The 16,615-nt window shown below is 69.4% G+C and carries 17 protein-coding genes; 6 read left to right on the plus strand and 11 right to left on the minus strand.

The genetic code is table 11. From position 1 onward, the window contains the following. Positions 1-58: 58 nt before the first annotated feature. From AAHM41_RS32270 to AAHM41_RS32290, 5 genes are all read right to left on the minus strand, one after another. Positions 59-2,005, minus strand: coding sequence for a calcium-binding protein (locus AAHM41_RS32270; RefSeq protein WP_342240739.1), 1,947 nt, complete (start codon positions 2,003-2,005; stop codon positions 59-61). A gap of 111 nt (positions 2,006-2,116) precedes the next feature. Further along, on the minus strand, positions 2,117-2,632 hold the full coding sequence (locus AAHM41_RS32275) for a GNAT family N-acetyltransferase (RefSeq protein WP_342240740.1): 516 nt from the start codon (positions 2,630-2,632) through the stop codon (positions 2,117-2,119). After that, positions 2,629-4,215 (minus strand): ABC transporter substrate-binding protein, encoded by a 1,587-nt coding sequence (locus AAHM41_RS32280; RefSeq protein WP_342240741.1) that lies wholly within the window; start codon positions 4,213-4,215, stop codon positions 2,629-2,631. The genes AAHM41_RS32275 and AAHM41_RS32280 overlap by 4 nt, the downstream gene beginning before the upstream one ends. A 31-nt stretch (positions 4,216-4,246) precedes the next feature. Then, positions 4,247-4,744, minus strand: a complete 498-nt coding sequence (locus AAHM41_RS32285) for a GAF domain-containing protein (RefSeq protein ID WP_342240742.1) — start codon at positions 4,742-4,744, stop codon at positions 4,247-4,249. Beyond that, positions 4,741-5,355: a helix-turn-helix domain-containing protein gene (locus AAHM41_RS32290; RefSeq protein WP_342240743.1), complete on the minus strand. Its 615-nt coding sequence runs from the start codon at positions 5,353-5,355 to the stop codon at positions 4,741-4,743. Before AAHM41_RS32290 ends, AAHM41_RS32285 begins: the two co-directional genes overlap by 4 nt. 198 nt (positions 5,356-5,553) lie before the next feature. Between AAHM41_RS32290 and AAHM41_RS32295 the strand changes: the two genes are divergently transcribed. The 5 genes from AAHM41_RS32295 (at position 5,554) to AAHM41_RS32315 (ending at position 11,015) form a co-directional block, all read left to right on the plus strand. Next, positions 5,554-7,146, plus strand: coding sequence for an ABC transporter substrate-binding protein (locus AAHM41_RS32295; RefSeq protein WP_342240744.1), 1,593 nt, complete (start codon positions 5,554-5,556; stop codon positions 7,144-7,146). A 4-nt stretch (positions 7,147-7,150) separates the two neighbouring features. After that, positions 7,151-8,224 carry an ABC transporter permease gene (locus AAHM41_RS32300; RefSeq protein ID WP_446719500.1) on the plus strand — a complete coding sequence of 358 codons (1,074 nt, stop codon included), beginning with the start codon at positions 7,151-7,153 and terminating at the stop codon, positions 8,222-8,224. A gap of 241 nt (positions 8,225-8,465) precedes the next feature. After that, complete coding sequence (gene nikC, locus AAHM41_RS32305; protein ID WP_342240745.1) at positions 8,466-9,401, plus strand: nickel transporter permease; 936 nt, start codon at positions 8,466-8,468, stop codon at positions 9,399-9,401. Then, positions 9,398-10,237 carry an ABC transporter ATP-binding protein gene (locus AAHM41_RS32310; RefSeq protein WP_342240746.1) on the plus strand — a complete coding sequence of 280 codons (840 nt, stop codon included), beginning with the start codon at positions 9,398-9,400 and terminating at the stop codon, positions 10,235-10,237. Before nikC ends, AAHM41_RS32310 begins: the two co-directional genes overlap by 4 nt. A gap of 10 nt (positions 10,238-10,247) precedes the next feature. Then, complete coding sequence (locus tag AAHM41_RS32315) at positions 10,248-11,015, plus strand: ABC transporter ATP-binding protein (protein WP_342240755.1); 768 nt, start codon at positions 10,248-10,250, stop codon at positions 11,013-11,015. Between the two features lie 85 nt (positions 11,016-11,100). Here AAHM41_RS32315 and AAHM41_RS32320 read toward each other — a convergent pair whose 3' ends face one another. From AAHM41_RS32320 to AAHM41_RS32340, 5 genes are all read right to left on the minus strand, one after another. Next, positions 11,101-11,862 carry a helix-turn-helix transcriptional regulator gene (locus AAHM41_RS32320; RefSeq protein ID WP_342240747.1) on the minus strand — a complete coding sequence of 254 codons (762 nt, stop codon included), beginning with the start codon at positions 11,860-11,862 and terminating at the stop codon, positions 11,101-11,103. Positions 11,863-11,954: 92 nt separating this feature from the next. After that, positions 11,955-12,083, minus strand: a complete 129-nt coding sequence (locus tag AAHM41_RS32325; RefSeq protein ID WP_342240748.1) for a hypothetical protein — start codon at positions 12,081-12,083, stop codon at positions 11,955-11,957. A gap of 187 nt (positions 12,084-12,270) precedes the next feature. Then, on the minus strand, positions 12,271-13,035 hold the full coding sequence (locus AAHM41_RS32330) for a helix-turn-helix transcriptional regulator (RefSeq protein WP_342240749.1): 765 nt from the start codon (positions 13,033-13,035) through the stop codon (positions 12,271-12,273). 95 nt (positions 13,036-13,130) lie between these two features. Continuing rightward, entirely contained in the window at positions 13,131-14,369 is a 1,239-nt protein-coding gene (locus AAHM41_RS32335; RefSeq protein ID WP_342240750.1) for an MFS transporter, read from the minus strand. Positions 14,370-14,512: 143 nt separating this feature from the next. Continuing rightward, the gene (locus AAHM41_RS32340) at positions 14,513-15,214 is read right to left on the minus strand and encodes an orotate phosphoribosyltransferase (RefSeq protein WP_342240751.1); all 702 of its coding nucleotides are present in this window, start codon (positions 15,212-15,214) and stop codon (positions 14,513-14,515) included. Positions 15,215-15,328: 114 nt separating this feature from the next. Between AAHM41_RS32340 and pyrC the strand changes: the two genes are divergently transcribed. Continuing rightward, positions 15,329-16,387: a dihydroorotase gene (pyrC, locus tag AAHM41_RS32345; protein WP_342240752.1), complete on the plus strand. Its 1,059-nt coding sequence runs from the start codon at positions 15,329-15,331 to the stop codon at positions 16,385-16,387. A 9-nt stretch (positions 16,388-16,396) separates the two neighbouring features. Here pyrC and AAHM41_RS32350 read toward each other — a convergent pair whose 3' ends face one another. After that, positions 16,397-16,561 (minus strand): hypothetical protein, encoded by a 165-nt coding sequence (locus AAHM41_RS32350; protein WP_342240753.1) that lies wholly within the window; start codon positions 16,559-16,561, stop codon positions 16,397-16,399. Positions 16,562-16,615 lie beyond the last annotated feature (54 nt).

Consider the following 16,615-nt stretch of genomic DNA (forward strand, 5'->3'; position numbering starts at 1 on the left):
AAAAATCCCCGGCCCGGGCGGCGGCCGCGGGCGGGGGGGCCCCCCCCCCCACCGCGGGTCAGAGCACGAAGTCGGCGGCCACCAGGGCGATGCTGCCGGTCAGGGTAATGTGGAAGTCGCTGACCTTGTCGCCGTTGAGGTCGCCGGCGACCGTGGTGACGCCATTGGCGACGGCGTAGCGCAGCTGGCCGGCGACGCCGGTATAGAGGCCGGTGCCGATGAAGCTGAAGGCCTGGTTGCCGGCCGCCATCGTACTGGCGTCGATCGCGGCCAGGTCGATGCGGTCGGCCTGGGCGCGGCTGAAGTCGGTGACGACATCGGCATTGGCTCCGACCACGCTGTCGCCGACGGCGGCGAACTGGAAGCGATCCGCCCCGGCGCCGCCGGTCAGCATGTCCTGGCCGGCCCTGCCGATGAGGTCGTCGTTGCCGTTCCAGCCCTGCAGGATGTTGGCGCCGGCATTGCCGTAGAGGCTGTCGTTGCCCTGGCTGCCGGAGAGGTTCTCAATGCCGGAGAGGATATCGCCCTGCGCCTCGCCGCCGCTGCCAAGGCCGCTGGCCAGGCTGACCAGGACCCTGGTGGTGCCGCTGTAATAGCTTGCGGTGTCGATGCCGGCGCCGCCCTCGAGCGTGTCGGCTCCCGCCCCGCCGCGGAGCACGTCGTCGCCCTCGCCGCCGACTAGGCTGTCCAGGCCGCTGCCGCCCTCGACCACGTCGTCGCCGGCATCGCCGAAGATATAATTGTCGTCCGCATTGCCGGTGAGGCGGTCGTCCCAATGGCTGCCATAGACTATCTCGATGCCGCGAAACACATCCCCTTGCGCCTCGCCGCCGCTGCCGGTTCCAGCGGCGAGATCGATCGTGACGCCGCTGGCCGAGCCGAAATAATGGACCGCGTCGCGGCCGGCGCCGCCATCGAGGACGTCGGCGCCCAGCCCGCCGGTCAGGGCGTCCTGGCCGTCGCCACCTTCGAGGACGTCGTTGCCCGCATCGCCATAGAGGGAATCGTGGCCATCGCCACCCCGCAGCCGGTTGGCGATGGCGTCGCCGTGGAGGGTGTCGTCGAAGCTCGACCCGGCCAGCGCTTCGATACCGGCCAGGGCATCTCCAGCCGCGTCGCCGCCGCTGGTGGTGCCGCCGGCCAGGAAGACATGCACGGCGGAGGCACTGGTGCCGTACTCGGCGGTGTCATAGCCGTCGCCGCCCTCCAGCACATCCGCGCCGGCGCCGCCAATCAGCGTGTCGTCACCGGCCAGGCCGCGCAGCGTGTCGGTCTCGTCGCCGCCATCCAGCCGGTTGGCCATGGCATCGCCGGTGATCTCGTCCCAATATTGGCTGCCGACGACATTCTCGATGCCCTGATAGGTGTCGCCGGCATCGTCGTAGAAGCCGCCGCCGTGACCGGCCGAGAGGTCGACCACGACGTTGCCGACCGAGGCGGCGTAGCTGACCGTGTCGATGCCGGCGCCGCCATTGACCGCATCGGCGCCGAAATCGCCATCGATCAGGTCGTCGCCGTCGCCGCCGATCAGCGTGTCGACGCCGACGCCGCCCTCGAGCCGGTCGTTGCCGTCGCCGCCGTCGAGCACGTCGTCGCCATGCAACCCGACCAGGACATTGGCGGCGGTGTTGCCGGTGAGGATGTCGGTGCTCCAGGTGCCGGTGACGTTCTCGATGCCGATCAGCGTGTCGCCGGCGGCCATGCCGCCCTGGGCCTGGCCGGTCGCCAAGTTGATGGTGACGGGAAAGCCCGCGGGGCTGTCGGCATAGGAGATGGAATCGATCCCGGCTCCGCCGTTGAGCACGTCGGCCCCGGTGCCGCCCAGCAGCGAATCGTCGCCATCGCCACCGACGAGGGTGTCGTTGCCGGCGCCGCCATCGAGCGAATCATTGCCGCCGAGACCGCTCAGATTGTCGTCGCCGTCGAGGCCGAGGATGGTGTCCGCCTCGTCGCCCGAGCTGCCTTCGATGACGTCGTTTCCCGCGGTGCCCTCGAAATACGCCATGTCGCAATCCTTCCCGGCCCCAGGCCGCGATCCGTGTCAAAGCGGCAGGGGTATAGGAAGGGACGGGGGCGGCACTGTGGCCGCACCGCGGGTGAATTGCGGCGGCCGGACTTATGGCTGCCGCCGTCGCTCCAGCAGGACGACCGGATGGTCCTTGTAGGTGATGCGGTCGGCCTCGCGATAGCCGCAGGCGCCGGCCAGGCGCAGCGACGGGGCGTTGTCCGGGTCGATGATGCAGACGCTGCGGCCCCAGAAGCGGGCGTCGGCCCAGGCCAGGGCGGCGCGGACCGCCTCGCCGGCCAGGCCGCGGCCCTGGGCCCAGGGCGCCAGGATCCAGCCGGCCTCCGGCACGCCGTCGAACCCCAGGCCGCGGCGGAAATCGGCGAAGCCGACCTCGCCGACGAAGCGGCCGCCGGCGCGCTCGCGCACCGCCCAGTAGCCGAAACCCAGCAGCCCCCACAGCCCGCCATAGCGCAGCAGCCGGGCCCAGCTCTCCTCGGCTGTGGAGGGGCGGCCGCCGATGAAACGGGTCACCTCCGGATCCGCCCACATCGCGGCGAGATCGTCGAAATCCTCCGTCCGGTGCGGGCGGAGGATCAGGCGTTCGGTCTCGACGACGCTGCTCACTTCTTGGTCACCAGCCGGTAGTAGATCTGGTCGGTGGTGGCGCCGTTGACGTAGCCCTGCACGGACTTCGCCATCGCCACCTGGCTGACCGCCTGGAACATGATCACGATCGGCGAGGATGCCTGGACCTTGCGCTGCAGGTCGACATACATCGCGTCGCGCTTGGTCGCGTCGCGCTCCTTCAGCGCGGCATCGGTCTCGGCGCTCAGCTCCGGCACCAGCCAGCTGTTGCGCCAGGTGGTGGTGCTCTGCGGCGACCCGTCGGAATTGTCGACGTTGTAGGCGAAGGCGCCGGCGTTGGAATGCGGGTCCATGAAGTCCGGACCCCAGTACAGCAGCACCGCCTCGTGGTTGCGGGCGCGGTACTTGGTGATCACCTGGCTGCCGGTGCCGGGCACCAGCTCCAGCGCGATGCCGGCCTGGGCGAAGGTCGACTGCAGCGACTGCGCGATCTCAGTGAAGGGCGGGCTGGAGATCACATCCATCTTGATCGTCAGCCCGTCCTTGACGCCGGCCTCGGCCAGGAGGGCCTTGGCCTTGGCGACGTCGAGCTTGAACGGCGTGTCGTTCAGCGCGCCGGGGAAGCCCTCGGGCCAGAAGGCCTGATGGATCTTCATCTGGCCGCGCAGAAAGCTCTTGGTCATGCCGTCATAATCGACCAGGGTGCGCACCGCCTCCCAGACCTTGGGGTTCTGCAGCGCCTCGACCTTCTGGTTCAGGCTGAAGAAATGCACCGCCGCCTGCGGGTAGGTGCCGATGGCGATGCCGTCCTTGCCCTCCAGCGCCGCCACCTGGTCCGGCGTCAGGTCGCGCGCCATGTCGGCGTCGCCGGCCTCCAGCAGCAGGCGCTGGGTCGCCGGCTCGGCGACATGGCGATAGATCACCGACTTCATCGTCGGGGCGCCGCGGAAATAGGCCGGGTTGGCGCGCAGCGCGATCGACTCGTTCGGCTTGTAGGTGCGCAGCGCGAACGGCCCGGTGCCGGCCGAGTTCTGGCCCAGCCAGGCATTGCCCAGGTCGCCGTCCTTGGCGTGCTCCAGCACCGTCTTCTCGTCGACCACCGAGGCGGGGCGGGAGGCCAGGATGTTGAGCACGAAGCTGGGGGCGAAGCCGCCGCTGGTGGTGACCGTCACCTCGGCATCGCCGGTCTTGCGCACCATCTGCTCGACATTCTCCGGCGTCCAGCCCAGCTGGGTCAGGACGAAGGCCGGCGCCTTGTTCAGCTTGACCGTGCGGGCGAGCGAGAACACCACGTCCTCAGGCCGCAGCGGATTGCCGCTCTGGAAGGTCACGCCCGGCCGCAGCCTGAAGATCAGGGTCTTGCCGTCGTCGGACACCGCCCAGCTCTCGGCCAGCCCGCCGACCAGCTTCTGCATGTCCTCGGCCTCATACTGCACCAGCCGGTCATAGGTGTTGGTGACGATCTCGCCGGAGGTGAACTCATAGGCCTGGGCGGGGTCCAGGCTGACGATGTCGTCGATGTTCTTGGCCACCACCAGCGCATCGGCCGGCGTCGCCGCAGCGGCTGGGGCCAGCGGCGCCGCGAGAGCCGCGGCGAGGAGAAAGGCAGGTAGGGTCCGCATGATCTGTCTCCCTGTTCGTTGTTCGGTTCCGTCAGCCGGCCAGCAGGGCCGGCACCAGCAGCGGGGTCAGCCAGCGGCCGCATTCGGCGGCGGCCGTGTCGTATCGGCCCTCGGCGTCCAGCACGTTGACCGTGCCCAGCACCCGCCCGTCATAGACCACCGGGAAGTTCAGCACCGCGCCGCAGCCCAGCGAGCCGATCAGCTCATGGTCCGGGAACACCTCGGCGATCTCGGCCAGGGTGCGGCCCAGGAACACCTCGCGCCGGCCGATCACCTGGGCCGACCAGCGGTTCTCCTGCATCGGTTTGCGGCCGGTGACCGGATAGGAGGCGGCGTCGTTGGTGTAGACCCGCTCCGCCTCGGCCGTGTCGGCGCGCAGCGCCATGATGGTGAACAGCTTGTGGCCGAGCAGCGCCCGGTAGGCGGCGTCGGCGGCGCGGTACAGCGCCTGCGGCTGGCAGGGCTCGGCCTGGGCCGTGGCCAGTGCCGCCACGGAAGCGGCCAGCTTCGGGTCGGTGAGTGTCGTCATGCATCGTCTCGCAGTCGGTCGAAGATCGGGGCCGTCCCGGTCCACAGCACCCGGGTCCAGCCGTCATGGGCGTTGCTCCAGCGATGCGCCCGGCCGGCGGGGTAGTGCAGGCTGTCGCCGGCATCGAGGCGGATGCTCTCGCCGCCGATGCCGACCAGCAGCGACCCCTCCAGCACGAAGGCGATCTCCTCGCCCTCATGCTGCACCGTCTCGGAGGCATAACCGGGCGGCACATGCACCAGCACGGCGTTCAGCGCCTGGCCGGGGAAGACGGCGCTCAGCCTTTCGTAGCGGATCCGGTCGGGCGGCGCGTCGCCGATGGCGAAGACCGGCCGCTCGCCCCGGCGGGTCAAGCCGCTGGCCGGGCGCGGCGTCGCGAGGAAAGCGTCGAGCGGGACCCCGAGCGCGCCGGCGATGCCGGACAGGGCGCTCAGCGACGGCGTCGCCAGGTCGCGCTCGAGCTGAGACAGGAAGCCGACCGACAGCCCGCTGCGTTCGCCCAGGTCCTTGAGGGTGAGGTCGAGCGCGCGGCGGCGGGCGCGGATGGCCCGGCCGAGATGCGGCACGGCGGCCCGTGCATCGGCTGTCTGCGCTGCCGCGTCCCCCGCCATGAGCCCCCCGTTTGCTGGGAGCAAGCCTAGTCGGAATTTAGCTGCCATCAAAATTTTTTTGATGGCAGGATGACGATACAGGGAACGTTACCCGGGTGCCCCGGGGCTGCGGCTTGACTCCGGTTCGACGCGGCCCGGAAGATGGACCGCCCGGTACCGTTCCGTGGTCTTGGACATAACAAACAGGGAGGGGAAAACGTGATCAAACGTTTCACCCGCAACATACTCGCAGCGACGATCCTGGCCTGCGCCAGCCTGCCGGCGATGGCCGAGACGCCGAAGGATACCTTGGTCGAGGCCTGGCAGATCGACGACATCATCTCGCTCGACCCGGCCGAGATCTTCGAGTTCTCGGCGGCCGAGTACCAGGCCCAGGTCTATGAGCGGCTGATCGGCTACGACGTCAAGGACGTCAGCAAGATCCTGCCCGGCGTGGCCGAAAGCTGGACCGTCTCCGATGACGGCCTGACCTATACCTTCAAGATCCGCAGTGGGGTGAAGTTCCACTCCGGCAACCCGCTGACCGCCCAGGATGCGGCCTGGTCGCTGCAGCGCGCGGTCAAGCTGAACCTGTCCCCGGCCTTCATCCTCGGCCAGTTCGGGCTGACGGCCGAGAATGTCGACCAGACGGTCACGGCGCCGGACGACCGGACGCTGGTGTTCAAGACCGACAAGGCCTATGCCCCGACCTTCGTGCTGAACTGCCTGACCTCGGGCGTCGCCTCGGTGGTCGACAGCAAGGAGGTGAAGGCGCATGAGGCGAATGGCGATTTCGGCCATGAATGGCTGAAGACGCATTCCGCCGGCTCCGGCCCGTTCAAGCTGTCGGCCTGGAAGCCGAACGAGTCCCTGGTGCTGGACCGCAACGACGACTACTGGCAGGGCAAGGCGGCCTTCCGCCGAGTCTTCATCCGCCATGTCGCCGAGGCGGCGACCCAGCTGCTGCTGCTGCAGAAGGGCGATATCGACGTCGCCCGCAACCTCAGCGCCGAGCAGCTCAAGTCGCTCGACGGCAATGCCGACATCAAGCTCGAGAACGCGCCGAAGGGCTCGGTCTGGTACGTCAGCTTCAACACGCTGCACCCGCCCTTCGACAAGCCGGAGGTGCGGCAGGCACTGAAGTACCTGATCGACTATGACGGCATGGCCAACAGCTTCATGCGCGGCATCGCCGTCAAGCATCAGGGCTTCATCCCGCAGGGCATGCTGGGCGAGATCGCCGACGAGCCGTTCAAGCTGGACGTCGCCAAGGCCAAGGAACTGCTGGCCAAGGCCGGGCTGCCGGACGGCTTCAAGACCACCTTCGACGTCTGGAACGCCTCACCCTCGATGGACATGGCGCAGTCGATCCAGTCGACCTTCGCCCAGGCCGGCGTGCAGGTCGAGATCATCCCCGGCGACAACAAGCAGACCCTGACCAAGTACCGGGCCCGCAACCATGACATCTATATCGGCCGCTGGGGCACCGACTATCAGGACCCGAACTCCAACGCCGAGACCTTCGCCATCAATGTCGACAACGGCGCCGATGCCAAGTCGAAGACCCTGTCCTGGCGCAACGGCTGGCAGGATGCGGATCTGACCAAGCTGGCGCAGAGCGCGGTGACCGAGCGCGACGGCGCCAAGCGGGCGAAGATCTATGAGGATCTGCAGCGCAAGCACATGGAGATCTCACCCTTCGCGGTGATGTTCCAGCAGACCGAGGTGCCGGCCATGCGGAAGAATGTCGAGGGCATCACCTGGGGCCCGGCCTTCGACAGCAACTTCTACTGGACCGGCAAGAAGTCCTGAGCGCGTGACTGCCGCTGATCTCCAGCCGGCCCCCGCCCGGCCCGGCGGCATTCGCCGCCGGCGCCGGCGCGGGCTCGCCCTCCGCATCGCCGGCGTGGTCGCCTCGCTGGCGACCACCTTCTTCGGCCTCCTCCTCGTCACCTTCCTGATCGGCCGCGTGGTCCCGATCGACCCGGTGCTCGCCGTGGTCGGCGACCGGGCGCCGCGCGACGTCTATGAGAACGCGCGGCTGGAGATGGGCCTCGACAAGCCGCTCTGGGACCAGTTCGCCCGCTATGCCGGCGACGTGCTGTCGGGCGACCTCGGCACCTCGGTGCTGACCTCGCGCCCGGTGCTGGAGGATATCGGCCGGGTGTTCCCGGCGACCTTGGAGCTGGCGACGCTGGGCGTATTGTTCGGCATCGTCTTCGGCATACCGGCGGGGGTGATGGCGGCAGTTAATCGTGATCGATGGCCCGACCATCTCGTCCGGGTGGTCGGGCTGATCGGCTATTCGGTGCCGATCTTCTGGCTCGGCCTGGTCGGCCTGCTGCTGTTCTACGCCAAGCTCAGCTGGGTGGCCGGGCCTGGGCGGCTCGACGTGTTTTATGACGGGCTGGTCGATCCCGTCACCGGCGTGATCACGCTCGACGCCGCTCTGGCCGGCGAATGGGAGGTGTTCTGGAACGCGATCGACCACCTGCTGCTGCCGGCGGCGCTGCTGGGCTATTACAGCCTCGCCTATATCAGCCGGATGACGCGGTCCTTCATGCTCGACCAACTGCGCCAGGAATACGTCACCACGGCGCGGGTCAAGGGCGTGTCGGAGCGGGCGGTGATCTGGCGCCACGCCTTCCGCAACATCCGCGTGCCGCTGCTGACCGTGGTGGCGCTGTCCTATGCCGGGCTCCTGGAAGGGGCGGTGCTGACCGAGACGGTGTTCGCCTGGCCGGGCCTCGGCCAGTACATCACCAACTCCCTGCTCAACGCCGACATGAACGCGGTGCTCGGCGGCACCATCGTGGTCGGCGCCGTCTATATCGGGCTGAACATGCTGTCCGACCTCCTGTACCGCGTGCTGGACCCGAGGGCGCGATGATGGGGCGCCTGGATTTCGCGAAGCCGCACTTTTCTTGTCCCCCCTCCCCTTGCGGGAGGGGGGTAGGGGGAGGGGGAGGGGGCTGTCGACGCGATAGCCGGCCTTTCAAGGACCGAGAGAGTCTATCCGTGATGATGTGGGGCAGCAGCCTGCCAGCTGCTATGCGGCGCGAACCCCCTCCCCCTACCCCCCTCCCGCAAGGGGAGGGAGGACTCAAAATGGTGTGCCGGGGGGGCTGGCGATGACGCAATCCTTCGACACCTTGCCGAAGCCCGAGACCTGGCGCGGCTGGCTGCTGTCCGACACGCCGCATTCGCGCGGCCAGGCCCGGCTCGGCCGGCTGTACCTCTTGTGGCTCGGCCTCGCCCGCAACCCGCTGGCCATGGTCGGCCTCGTGATCGTGCTGGCGCTGCTGGTCGCCGCCGCGATCGCGCCGCTGCTCGCCCACCAGTCGCCGATCGAGCAGGACCTGGCCGACCGGCTGCAGCCCTTCAGCGCCGCGCATTGGCTCGGCACCGACGAGCTCGGCCGGGACATCTGGTCGCGCATCATCTACGGCACCCGGCTGACCCTCTTGATCGTGGTGCTGGTGGCGATCACCGCGGCCCCGGTCGGCCTGCTGATCGGCACCGTCTCCGGCTATCTCGGCGGCTGGGTCGATGCGGTCTTGATGCGCATCACCGATATCTTCCTGGCCTTCCCGAAGCTGATCCTGGCGCTGGCCTTCGTCGCCGCGCTCGGGCCCGGCATCGAGAACGCGATCATCGCCATCGCCATCACCTCCTGGCCGCCCTATGCCCGCATCGCCCGGGCCGAGACGCTGACCATCCGCAACGCCGATTTCATCAGCGCGGTGCGGCTGCAGGGCGCCTCCAGCGCCCGCATCGTCGCCCGGCACGTGGTGCCGCTGTGCCTGTCCTCGGTGATCGTCCGGGTCACGCTCGACATGGCCGGCATCATCCTGACCGCGGCCGGCCTCGGCTTCCTCGGCCTCGGCGCCCAGCCGCCGCTGCCGGAATGGGGGGCGATGATCTCCAAGGGCCGCAGCTTCATCCTCGACCAATGGTGGGTCGCGACCATGCCGGGCATCGCCATCTTCGTGGTCAGCCTGGGCTTCAACCTGCTCGGCGACGGGCTGCGCGACATCCTCGACCCGAAGCAGGGCGGCCAGTCGTGAGCCGCCCGCTGCTCGAGGTCGAGAACCTCTCGGTCACCTTCGACACGGCCAAGGGCCAGGTCCGCGCCGTGCGCGGCATGGGCTTCACCCTGGGGCGCGAGAAGCTGGGCATCGTCGGCGAAAGCGGTTCCGGCAAGTCGATGACCGGCCGCGCGATCCTGCGGCTGGTCGGCCCGCCCGGCCGGGCCCAGGCCGACCGGCTGGTGTTCGACGGCATCGACCTGCAGCGCCAGAGCGAGCGGCAGATGCGGGCCATCCGTGGCCGCCGCATCTCGATGGTGATGCAGGACCCGAAATTCTCGCTCAACCCCGTGGTCACGGTGGGCGAGCAGGTGGCCGAGGCCTACCGTATCCACAAGCGCGCCTCCGCCCGCGAGGCCAAGAGGCGGGTGCTGGAGATGTTCGAGGCGGTGCGCATCCGCGACCCGGAGCGGGTGTGGGGCCTGTATCCGCACGAGGTCTCGGGCGGCATGGGCCAGCGCATCATGATCGCGATGATGCTGATCCCCGACCCGGACCTGCTGATCGCCGACGAGCCGACCTCGGCGCTGGACGTCACCGTGCAGATGCAGGTGCTGGCGATCATCGACGATCTGGTGACCCAGCGCGGCATGGGGCTGATCTTCATCAGCCACGACCTCAACCTGGTGGCCAGCTTCTGCGACCGGATCCTGATCATGTATGCCGGGCGGGTGGTGGAGAGCTGCCGGGCGGCGGAGCTGCACCAGGCGAAGCACCCCTACACCCGCGGCCTGCTCGAATCGCTGCCGCAGATCGGCGACACCCGGCCGTTCCTGCCGGTGCTGCAGCGCGACCCGGCCTGGCTGGAGGCGTGACATGGATGCGATGATCACCATCACCGGGCTGGACGTCGTCTTCGGCGACACCCATGCGGTGCGCGACGCCTCGCTGAGCGTGGCGCGGGGCGAAAGCTACGGCCTGGTCGGCGAAAGCGGCTCGGGCAAATCGACCATCCTGCGCGCTCTGTCCGGCCTGAACTGGGACTGGACCGGCCGGATCGCGGTGGACGGGCGGGAGCAGGGGCGGCACCGCGACAAGGGCTTCTTCAAGCTGTGCCAGATGGTGTTCCAGGACCCCTACGGCTCGCTGCATCCGCGCCAGACCGTGGATGCGACGCTGATGGAGCCGCTGGCGATCCACGGCTTCGACAACCGCGACGCCCGGGTCGAGCGGGTGCTGAAGGAGGTCGGGCTCGGCCCCAGCTTCCGCTTCCGCTATCCGCATCAGCTGTCGGGCGGGCAGCGCCAGCGCGTCGCCATCGCCCGGGCGCTGGTGCTGGAGCCGCGGGTGCTGCTGCTGGACGAGCCGACCTCCGCACTCGACGTCTCGGTGCAGGCGGAGATCCTGAACCTGCTGAAGCGGCTGCGGACCGAGCGGGGGCTGACCTATCTGCTGGTCACCCACAACCTCGCCGTGGTGTCGGTGATGTGCGACCGGCTGGCGGTGATGAATCGCGGCCGCATCGTCGAGACCATGACCGCGGCGCAGCTGCATGACGGCAGCGTGACCCAGCCCTATACCCGCCAGCTGCTCGAGGCCAGCCGCGGCTACGACCGCGCCGCCGCCGACCGGATCGAGGATTTCGCGGCGTAGGAGCGCTGGAGGCGCGGAACGCCCAGGACCCTCGCCCGGCACCGCATCATCGGGACTGGCGGGTCAGGCCGTCGGTTCGCGCCGTTCAGGCATCGAGCAGCCCGAGGCTGAGGGCGGTCGCCACCGCTTCGCTGCGGCTGGTCGCTCGCAGCTTGCGCATCGCCGAGGCGACATATTCGTTGACGGTGTAGACCGACAGGGCCAGGCGCTGGGCCGCCTGCTTGCTGGAGGCGCCGCGGGCGACCCAGGCCAGGCAGTCACGCTCGCGCGGTGCCAGCAGCGGCGGCGCGTCGCCGCCACCTGTGCCCGTCGCGACGAGCCGGCCCTGGATCTTCAGCGCCCGGCCGATATGCGGGCCGATATGCTGCAGCAGCCGGACCTCCTCGTCGCTCCAATCGGGGCGGCGCGGCGACCGCCAGAGCGAGAGATGCGCCCCCAGGCCCAGCCGGTCGAAATCGACCCAGTACAGGCCGCTGTGGCCGTCCTGCGGCCGGATATAGTCGTTGTAGAACTCGGTGCGAAGAAAATCGTCCTGCGGCACCAGCATCCGGTCGACGAAGACCGGCTGGACCTGCAGCCGCTGCATCATCGGCAGGATCGGCCAGGTCTGGTGGTAATGGGCGTTGTAGAGCGGGATATAGGCCGGATCGCAGCCGACGCGGATGGCGACGTCGGTCGGCATCGGGGCGCCGGTCGGGTGCAGCGCCACCGCCTCGCCGCCGAGCAGCGCCAGCATCCGGCGCAGCACGGCCGCCCAGTCCTCGTCGCCGAGCGCGGCGTCGTAGGTCTGGCCGACCAGCTGGGCGATAGCGCGGTCATCCGGCATGGCGAAGCAGGGCAAGAACACAATAAACCGCCGGCGCAACGCCGACGGTCAGTCGAGACTATAGCAGATTTGTGATTCTTTAACGGCTCTTGCCGAAGCCGCGCGCTGCGCCTTTAGTACAGCGTCAGCAGCAGCGCCGCCGCCGACAGGGCCGCGCCGCCCGTCACCGCCGCGAAGCCCGGGCCGGCGCGCCATAGCAGCACCGCGATCAGACCGAAGGCCGCCATCAGAACCGGATTCATCTGCACCTCCCCACCCAATGGCGATCCCGCAACGCGCCCGGCGGCCGCACCACGATCAGAACAGAATTTGCGTCGAATTGTTTCCATCTCGGCGCAAAAAGCCAGAAAACGGCGGGCGCACCGCGCGATATTCCACCGCCAGGGTCGCGGATTGTGGCGTTTGCCTCAATCCCCGAGGATTAGGGGATCACCCGCCGAGCAGGTCGAGCACCAGCGCCTTGGCCGCGGCCTCGCCCCGGCTGGTCGCCGCCAGCTTGCGCATCGCGGCTTCGATGGTGTCGTTGACCACGGGGATCGACAGCTCGAGCTGGCGCGCGATCTCCTGGCTGGAGGCGCCACGGGCGATCCCGGCCAGGCAGTCGCGCTCGCGCCAGGTCAGCTCCGCGGCGCCCTGCACCAGGTCCGCCGCCACCCGATGGACCGCGCTGGCGCCGAGGCGGCGCTCGATCTCCAGCGCCTGCTCGAGATGCGGGGCGAGCTGGTGCAGGAGGCGCAGCTGCGCCGGCTCCCATTCCGGCTGCCGGCGGGAGCGCCAGACCGAGATCAGGGCCGGGGTGGCCCCGCCGCCCTGCCGGTTGCGGGCCAGCCAGGACAGGCTGGCATGCTGGTCCTGCGGCGTCAGGAAGTCGGTGTAGAACTCGGTCCGGACATAGTCCCGGTCGGCCAGCAGCATGCGGTCGACGAAGACCGACCCGCCGGGCAGCCGCGACAGCCAGGACCGGATCGGCAGCAGGCGGTGATAGTGGACGCCGTACAGCCCGACATAGGCGAGGTCGATGCCGCTGACCAGCGTCTGCACCGCCTGCCCGGGCGCCTGCGGCCGTTGCAGCACCGCGGCATGGCCGCCGAGCATCCGCGTCAGGCGGTCCAGCACCCTGGTCCAGTCCTCGTCGCCGGCGGCGGCGTCGTAGATCTGGCCGATCAGGTCGAGGAACTGGTGCTCGTCCGGCATGGCGGGCATCGCGATGGGCGGCTTCGGCCGGGGGCCGGGCGGCGTATTATAGCACGCCCGCCGGCCTCCGGCTCAAGTCGTCCCGGCGCGGCCGCTTATTCCCCGGCGGCGGGGCTCAGCTCGGATCTGAGCCGCGCCGCGCCGAAGGCGACGCCCCGCTTCTCCGGCCCGAAGGCGATCAAGAGGGCGATCACCACCGCCACCACGCCGGTCACCCAGGCCATGGCCAGGGCGTAGTCGTTGCCGTTGGTGACGGCGATATGGGTCTGCAGGGTCAGGTTGATCGCCGCCAGCAGATTGCCGGTCTGGTAGACGAAGCCGGGGAAGGTGCCGCGCGCCTCCTCCGGCGACAGCTCGTTCAGATGGGCCGGGACCACGCCCCAGGCACCCTGCACCGCGACCTGCATCAGGAAGGCGCCGGCGGCCAGCAGCACCGGGCCGGAGGAAAAGGCCCAGAGCGGCAGCGCCGGCAGGGCCAGCAGCGCCGCGACCACGATCACCCGGCGCCGGCCGAAGCGCTCCGACAGCATGCCGCAGGCCAGGCCGCCGAGGATGGCGCCGATGTTGTAGACGATGGCGATCAGGCTGACCTCGTGCGGGCCCATGCCGTGCTGGACCTTGAGGAAGGTCGGATAGATGTCCTGGGTGCCGTGGCTGAAGAAGTTGAAGGCGGTCATCAACAGGATGGCGTAGATCCCGAGCCGCCAGTGCCGCCGCACCGTGTCGCCGAGCGAGATGCTGTCGCGCGTCGTCTTGGTCTCGGTCCAGGACGGCGATTCCGGGACGCTGCGGCGGATGTACAGAACCAGCAGCGCCGGCAGCACGCCGATCATGAACATGCCGCGCCAGCCGATCGAATCGTAGAACAGGCCGTAGACGATCGAGGCCAGCAGGTAGCCGGTCGGGTAACCGGCCTGCAGCAGGCCGGAGACGAAGCCGCGCGAACGCACCGGCACGGTCTCCATGGTCAGCGAGGCGCCGACGCCCCATTCGCCGCCCATGGCGATGCCGTACAGCATGCGCAGGACCAGCAGCACGGTGAAGGTCGGGGCGAAGCCCGAGGCGAATTCCAGCAGCGAATAGGCCAGCACGTCGACCATCAGCGTCGGCCGGCGGCCGAAGCGGTCGGCGGCGCGGCCGAACAGGAAGGCGCCGATCGGCCGCATCGCCAGGGTCAGCGTCACCAGCCAGGAGGTAGCCTCGGCGCCGGTGCCGAACTCCCGGGAAATGTCGGTCAGGATGAAGACGAGGAGGAAGAAGTCGAAGGCGTCGAGGGTCCAGCCGAGGAAGCTGGCAACGACGACGCTCCGCTGCCGGGGAGTCCATCCCTGCATGTCGGGCCTCTGAGCCGTGGCTGCGGCGGGCCGCGCCCCTTCCATCCGCCCCCGTCGCCGGGCGTCACCTTCACCCCGCTCCAGCGCACGCGTCTCGCGCCGATCGGGCATGGCTCATGTGCTGGAGCGGGGAAGAGCCGGCCTCAGTCCGTGGGCATCTTGTCGATGCCGCCATGCGCGGCCGACCAGGAGACCGGGTCGTGCAGGAACTTTTCGACCTCGGCCAGCGTCTTCGGGTCGAAATGGTTGCCGGCCTTGCAGACCTCCAGCACGTCCCACCAGGTCGCCAGCCCGTGCAGCTCGACCCCGATCGATTCGAAGAACTTCGGCGTGTCCTTGAAGATGCCGTAGTTGAACACGACGAAGACGTGCTCCACCACCGCGCCGGCGTCGCGCAGCGCTTGGCAGAACTTGGCCTTGCTGCGGCCGTCGGTGTTCAAATCCTCGACCAGCAGCACCCGCTGGCCCTCGGTCAGCACGCCCTCGATCTGGGCGTTGCGGCCGAAGCCCTTCGGCTTCTTGCGGACATACTGCATCGGCAGGGCCAGGCGGTCGGCGATCCAGGCGGCGTAGGAGATGCCGGCGGTCTCGCCGCCCGCCACCGCGTCGATCTTCTCGAAGCCGATGTCGCTGAGGATCACCGAGGTGGCGAAGTCCATCAGCACGCCGCGGATGCGGGGATAGGAGATCAGCCGCCGCGTGTCGGTGTAGACCGGGCTGGCCCAGCCCGAGGTGAACTTGTAGGGCGTCTCGGCGTTGAAGCTGACCGCGCCGGCCTCGAGATAGGCCTGGGCGGTCAGGCGGGCGATGGTCTTGCGGTCGGGGAAGCTGGTCGAGAGGATCATGGCGGGCTCCGGCGGATTTGAGGCGTCTTAGGACCGGGGCTGCCATCTGGCAAGCGCGCTTGCGGTGGATCGACCGCGCGGCCATGATCCGGCCGCTGCTGCAGGACACCCGCCATGACCGCCCAACCTCCAATTGGCCGCCTCACGATCCGCCGCCCCGATGACTGGCACCTGCATCTGCGCGACGGCGCCATGCTGCGCGCGGTGCTGCCGCACACGACGGCGCATTTCGCCCGCGCCATCATCATGCCGAACCTGACGCCGCCGGTGGTCACCACCGCCGACGCCCGGGCCTATCGCGACCGCATCCTGGCGGCGCTGCCCGCGGGTGCGCGCTTCACCCCGCTGATGACCGCCTACCTGACCGAGGGCACCGACCCCGACGACCTCGCCCGCGGCCAGGCGGAGGGCGTGCTGACGGCGGTGAAGCTGTACCCGGCCGGGGCCACCACCAACTCGCATGGCGGGGTCCGCGACCTGGCCAAGGTCCGCCCGGCGCTGGAGCGGATGCAGGCGATCGGCCTGCCGCTGCTGGTGCATGGCGAGGTGGTCGACCCGGAGGTCGACATCTTCGACCGCGAGGCGGTGTTCATCGAGCGCCACCTGCAGCCGATCCGGACCGACTTTCCGGAGCTGCGCATCGTCTGCGAGCACGTCACCACCCAGGACGGGGTCGACTTCGTGCTCGACCAGGGCGACGGCCGGGTCGGGGCCACGATCACGCCGCAGCATCTGGTGCTGAACCGCAACGACCTGCTCGTCGGCGGAGTGCGGCCGCACTACTACTGCCTGCCGGTGGTGAAGCGCGAGCGCCACCGCCTGGCGCTGCGGGCGGCCGCGACCTCGGGCGATCCGCGCTTCTTCCTCGGCACCGATTCCGCGCCGCATCCGGTGCATGCCAAGGAGACGGCCTGCGGCTGCGCCGGCGTGTTCAACGCCCGGGTCGCGCTCGCTTGCTACGCCCAGGTGTTCGAGGAGGAGGGGGCGCTGGACCGGTTCGAGGCCTTCGCGTCGCTGAACGGCCCGGCCTTCTACGGCCTGCCGGTGAACGAGGAGACCGTCACCCTGGTCCGTGGCGCCGAGGACCTGCCGGAGCGGCTGCCGGTGCCGGGCGGCGACGACGTCCATGTCTTCCGCGGCAAGACGGTGCCGGGCTGGCGGGTGGAGGGCTGAGCCGGGCCGTTACCGCGGCCAGATATCCAGCCCGACATCCTCCCGCAGGCTGTCGGGAAGCGTTTCGAAACGGTGCGGCTTGCGGGGCGGCTTTTTTCGCCGGCCCCACCGCCAGGTCGGAATGATGCGCAGGCACGTCAGGCTGGTCCTGCGCGCGGCAGCCAGAATGAACATGATTGCTATCCATTGAGGGGCCGGGGGGGCGGAGAGCCCCCCCGCCCCGCGGGG

The organism is Inquilinus sp. OTU3971, assembly GCF_038440215.1.

Bases quoted from the DNA above. Each gene is read 5' to 3' on its own strand.
- AAHM41_RS32290 (WP_342240743.1), bottom strand. From the start codon at position 5,355: ATGGCGGGGGACGCGGCAGCGCAGACAGCCGATGCACGGGCCGCCGTG.
- AAHM41_RS32340 (WP_342240751.1), bottom strand. From the start codon at position 15,214: ATGATCCTCTCGACCAGCTTCCCCGACCGCAAGACCATCGCCCGCCTG.
- AAHM41_RS32330 (WP_342240749.1), bottom strand. From the start codon at position 13,035: ATGCCGGACGAGCACCAGTTCCTCGACCTGATCGGCCAGATCTACGAC.
- nikC (WP_342240745.1), top strand. From the start codon at position 8,466: ATGACGCAATCCTTCGACACCTTGCCGAAGCCCGAGACCTGGCGCGGC.
- AAHM41_RS32315 (WP_342240755.1), top strand. From the start codon at position 10,248: ATGATCACCATCACCGGGCTGGACGTCGTCTTCGGCGACACCCATGCG.
- AAHM41_RS32280 (WP_342240741.1), bottom strand. From the start codon at position 4,215: ATGCGGACCCTACCTGCCTTTCTCCTCGCCGCGGCTCTCGCGGCGCCG.
- pyrC (WP_342240752.1), top strand. From the start codon at position 15,329: ATGACCGCCCAACCTCCAATTGGCCGCCTCACGATCCGCCGCCCCGAT.
- AAHM41_RS32335 (WP_342240750.1), bottom strand. From the start codon at position 14,369: ATGCAGGGATGGACTCCCCGGCAGCGGAGCGTCGTCGTTGCCAGCTTC.
- AAHM41_RS32350 (WP_342240753.1), bottom strand. From the start codon at position 16,561: ATGTTCATTCTGGCTGCCGCGCGCAGGACCAGCCTGACGTGCCTGCGC.
- AAHM41_RS32285 (WP_342240742.1), bottom strand. From the start codon at position 4,744: ATGACGACACTCACCGACCCGAAGCTGGCCGCTTCCGTGGCGGCACTG.
- AAHM41_RS32325 (WP_342240748.1), bottom strand. From the start codon at position 12,083: ATGAATCCGGTTCTGATGGCGGCCTTCGGTCTGATCGCGGTGCTGCTA.
- AAHM41_RS32270 (WP_342240739.1), bottom strand. From the start codon at position 2,005: ATGGCGTATTTCGAGGGCACCGCGGGAAACGACGTCATCGAAGGCAGC.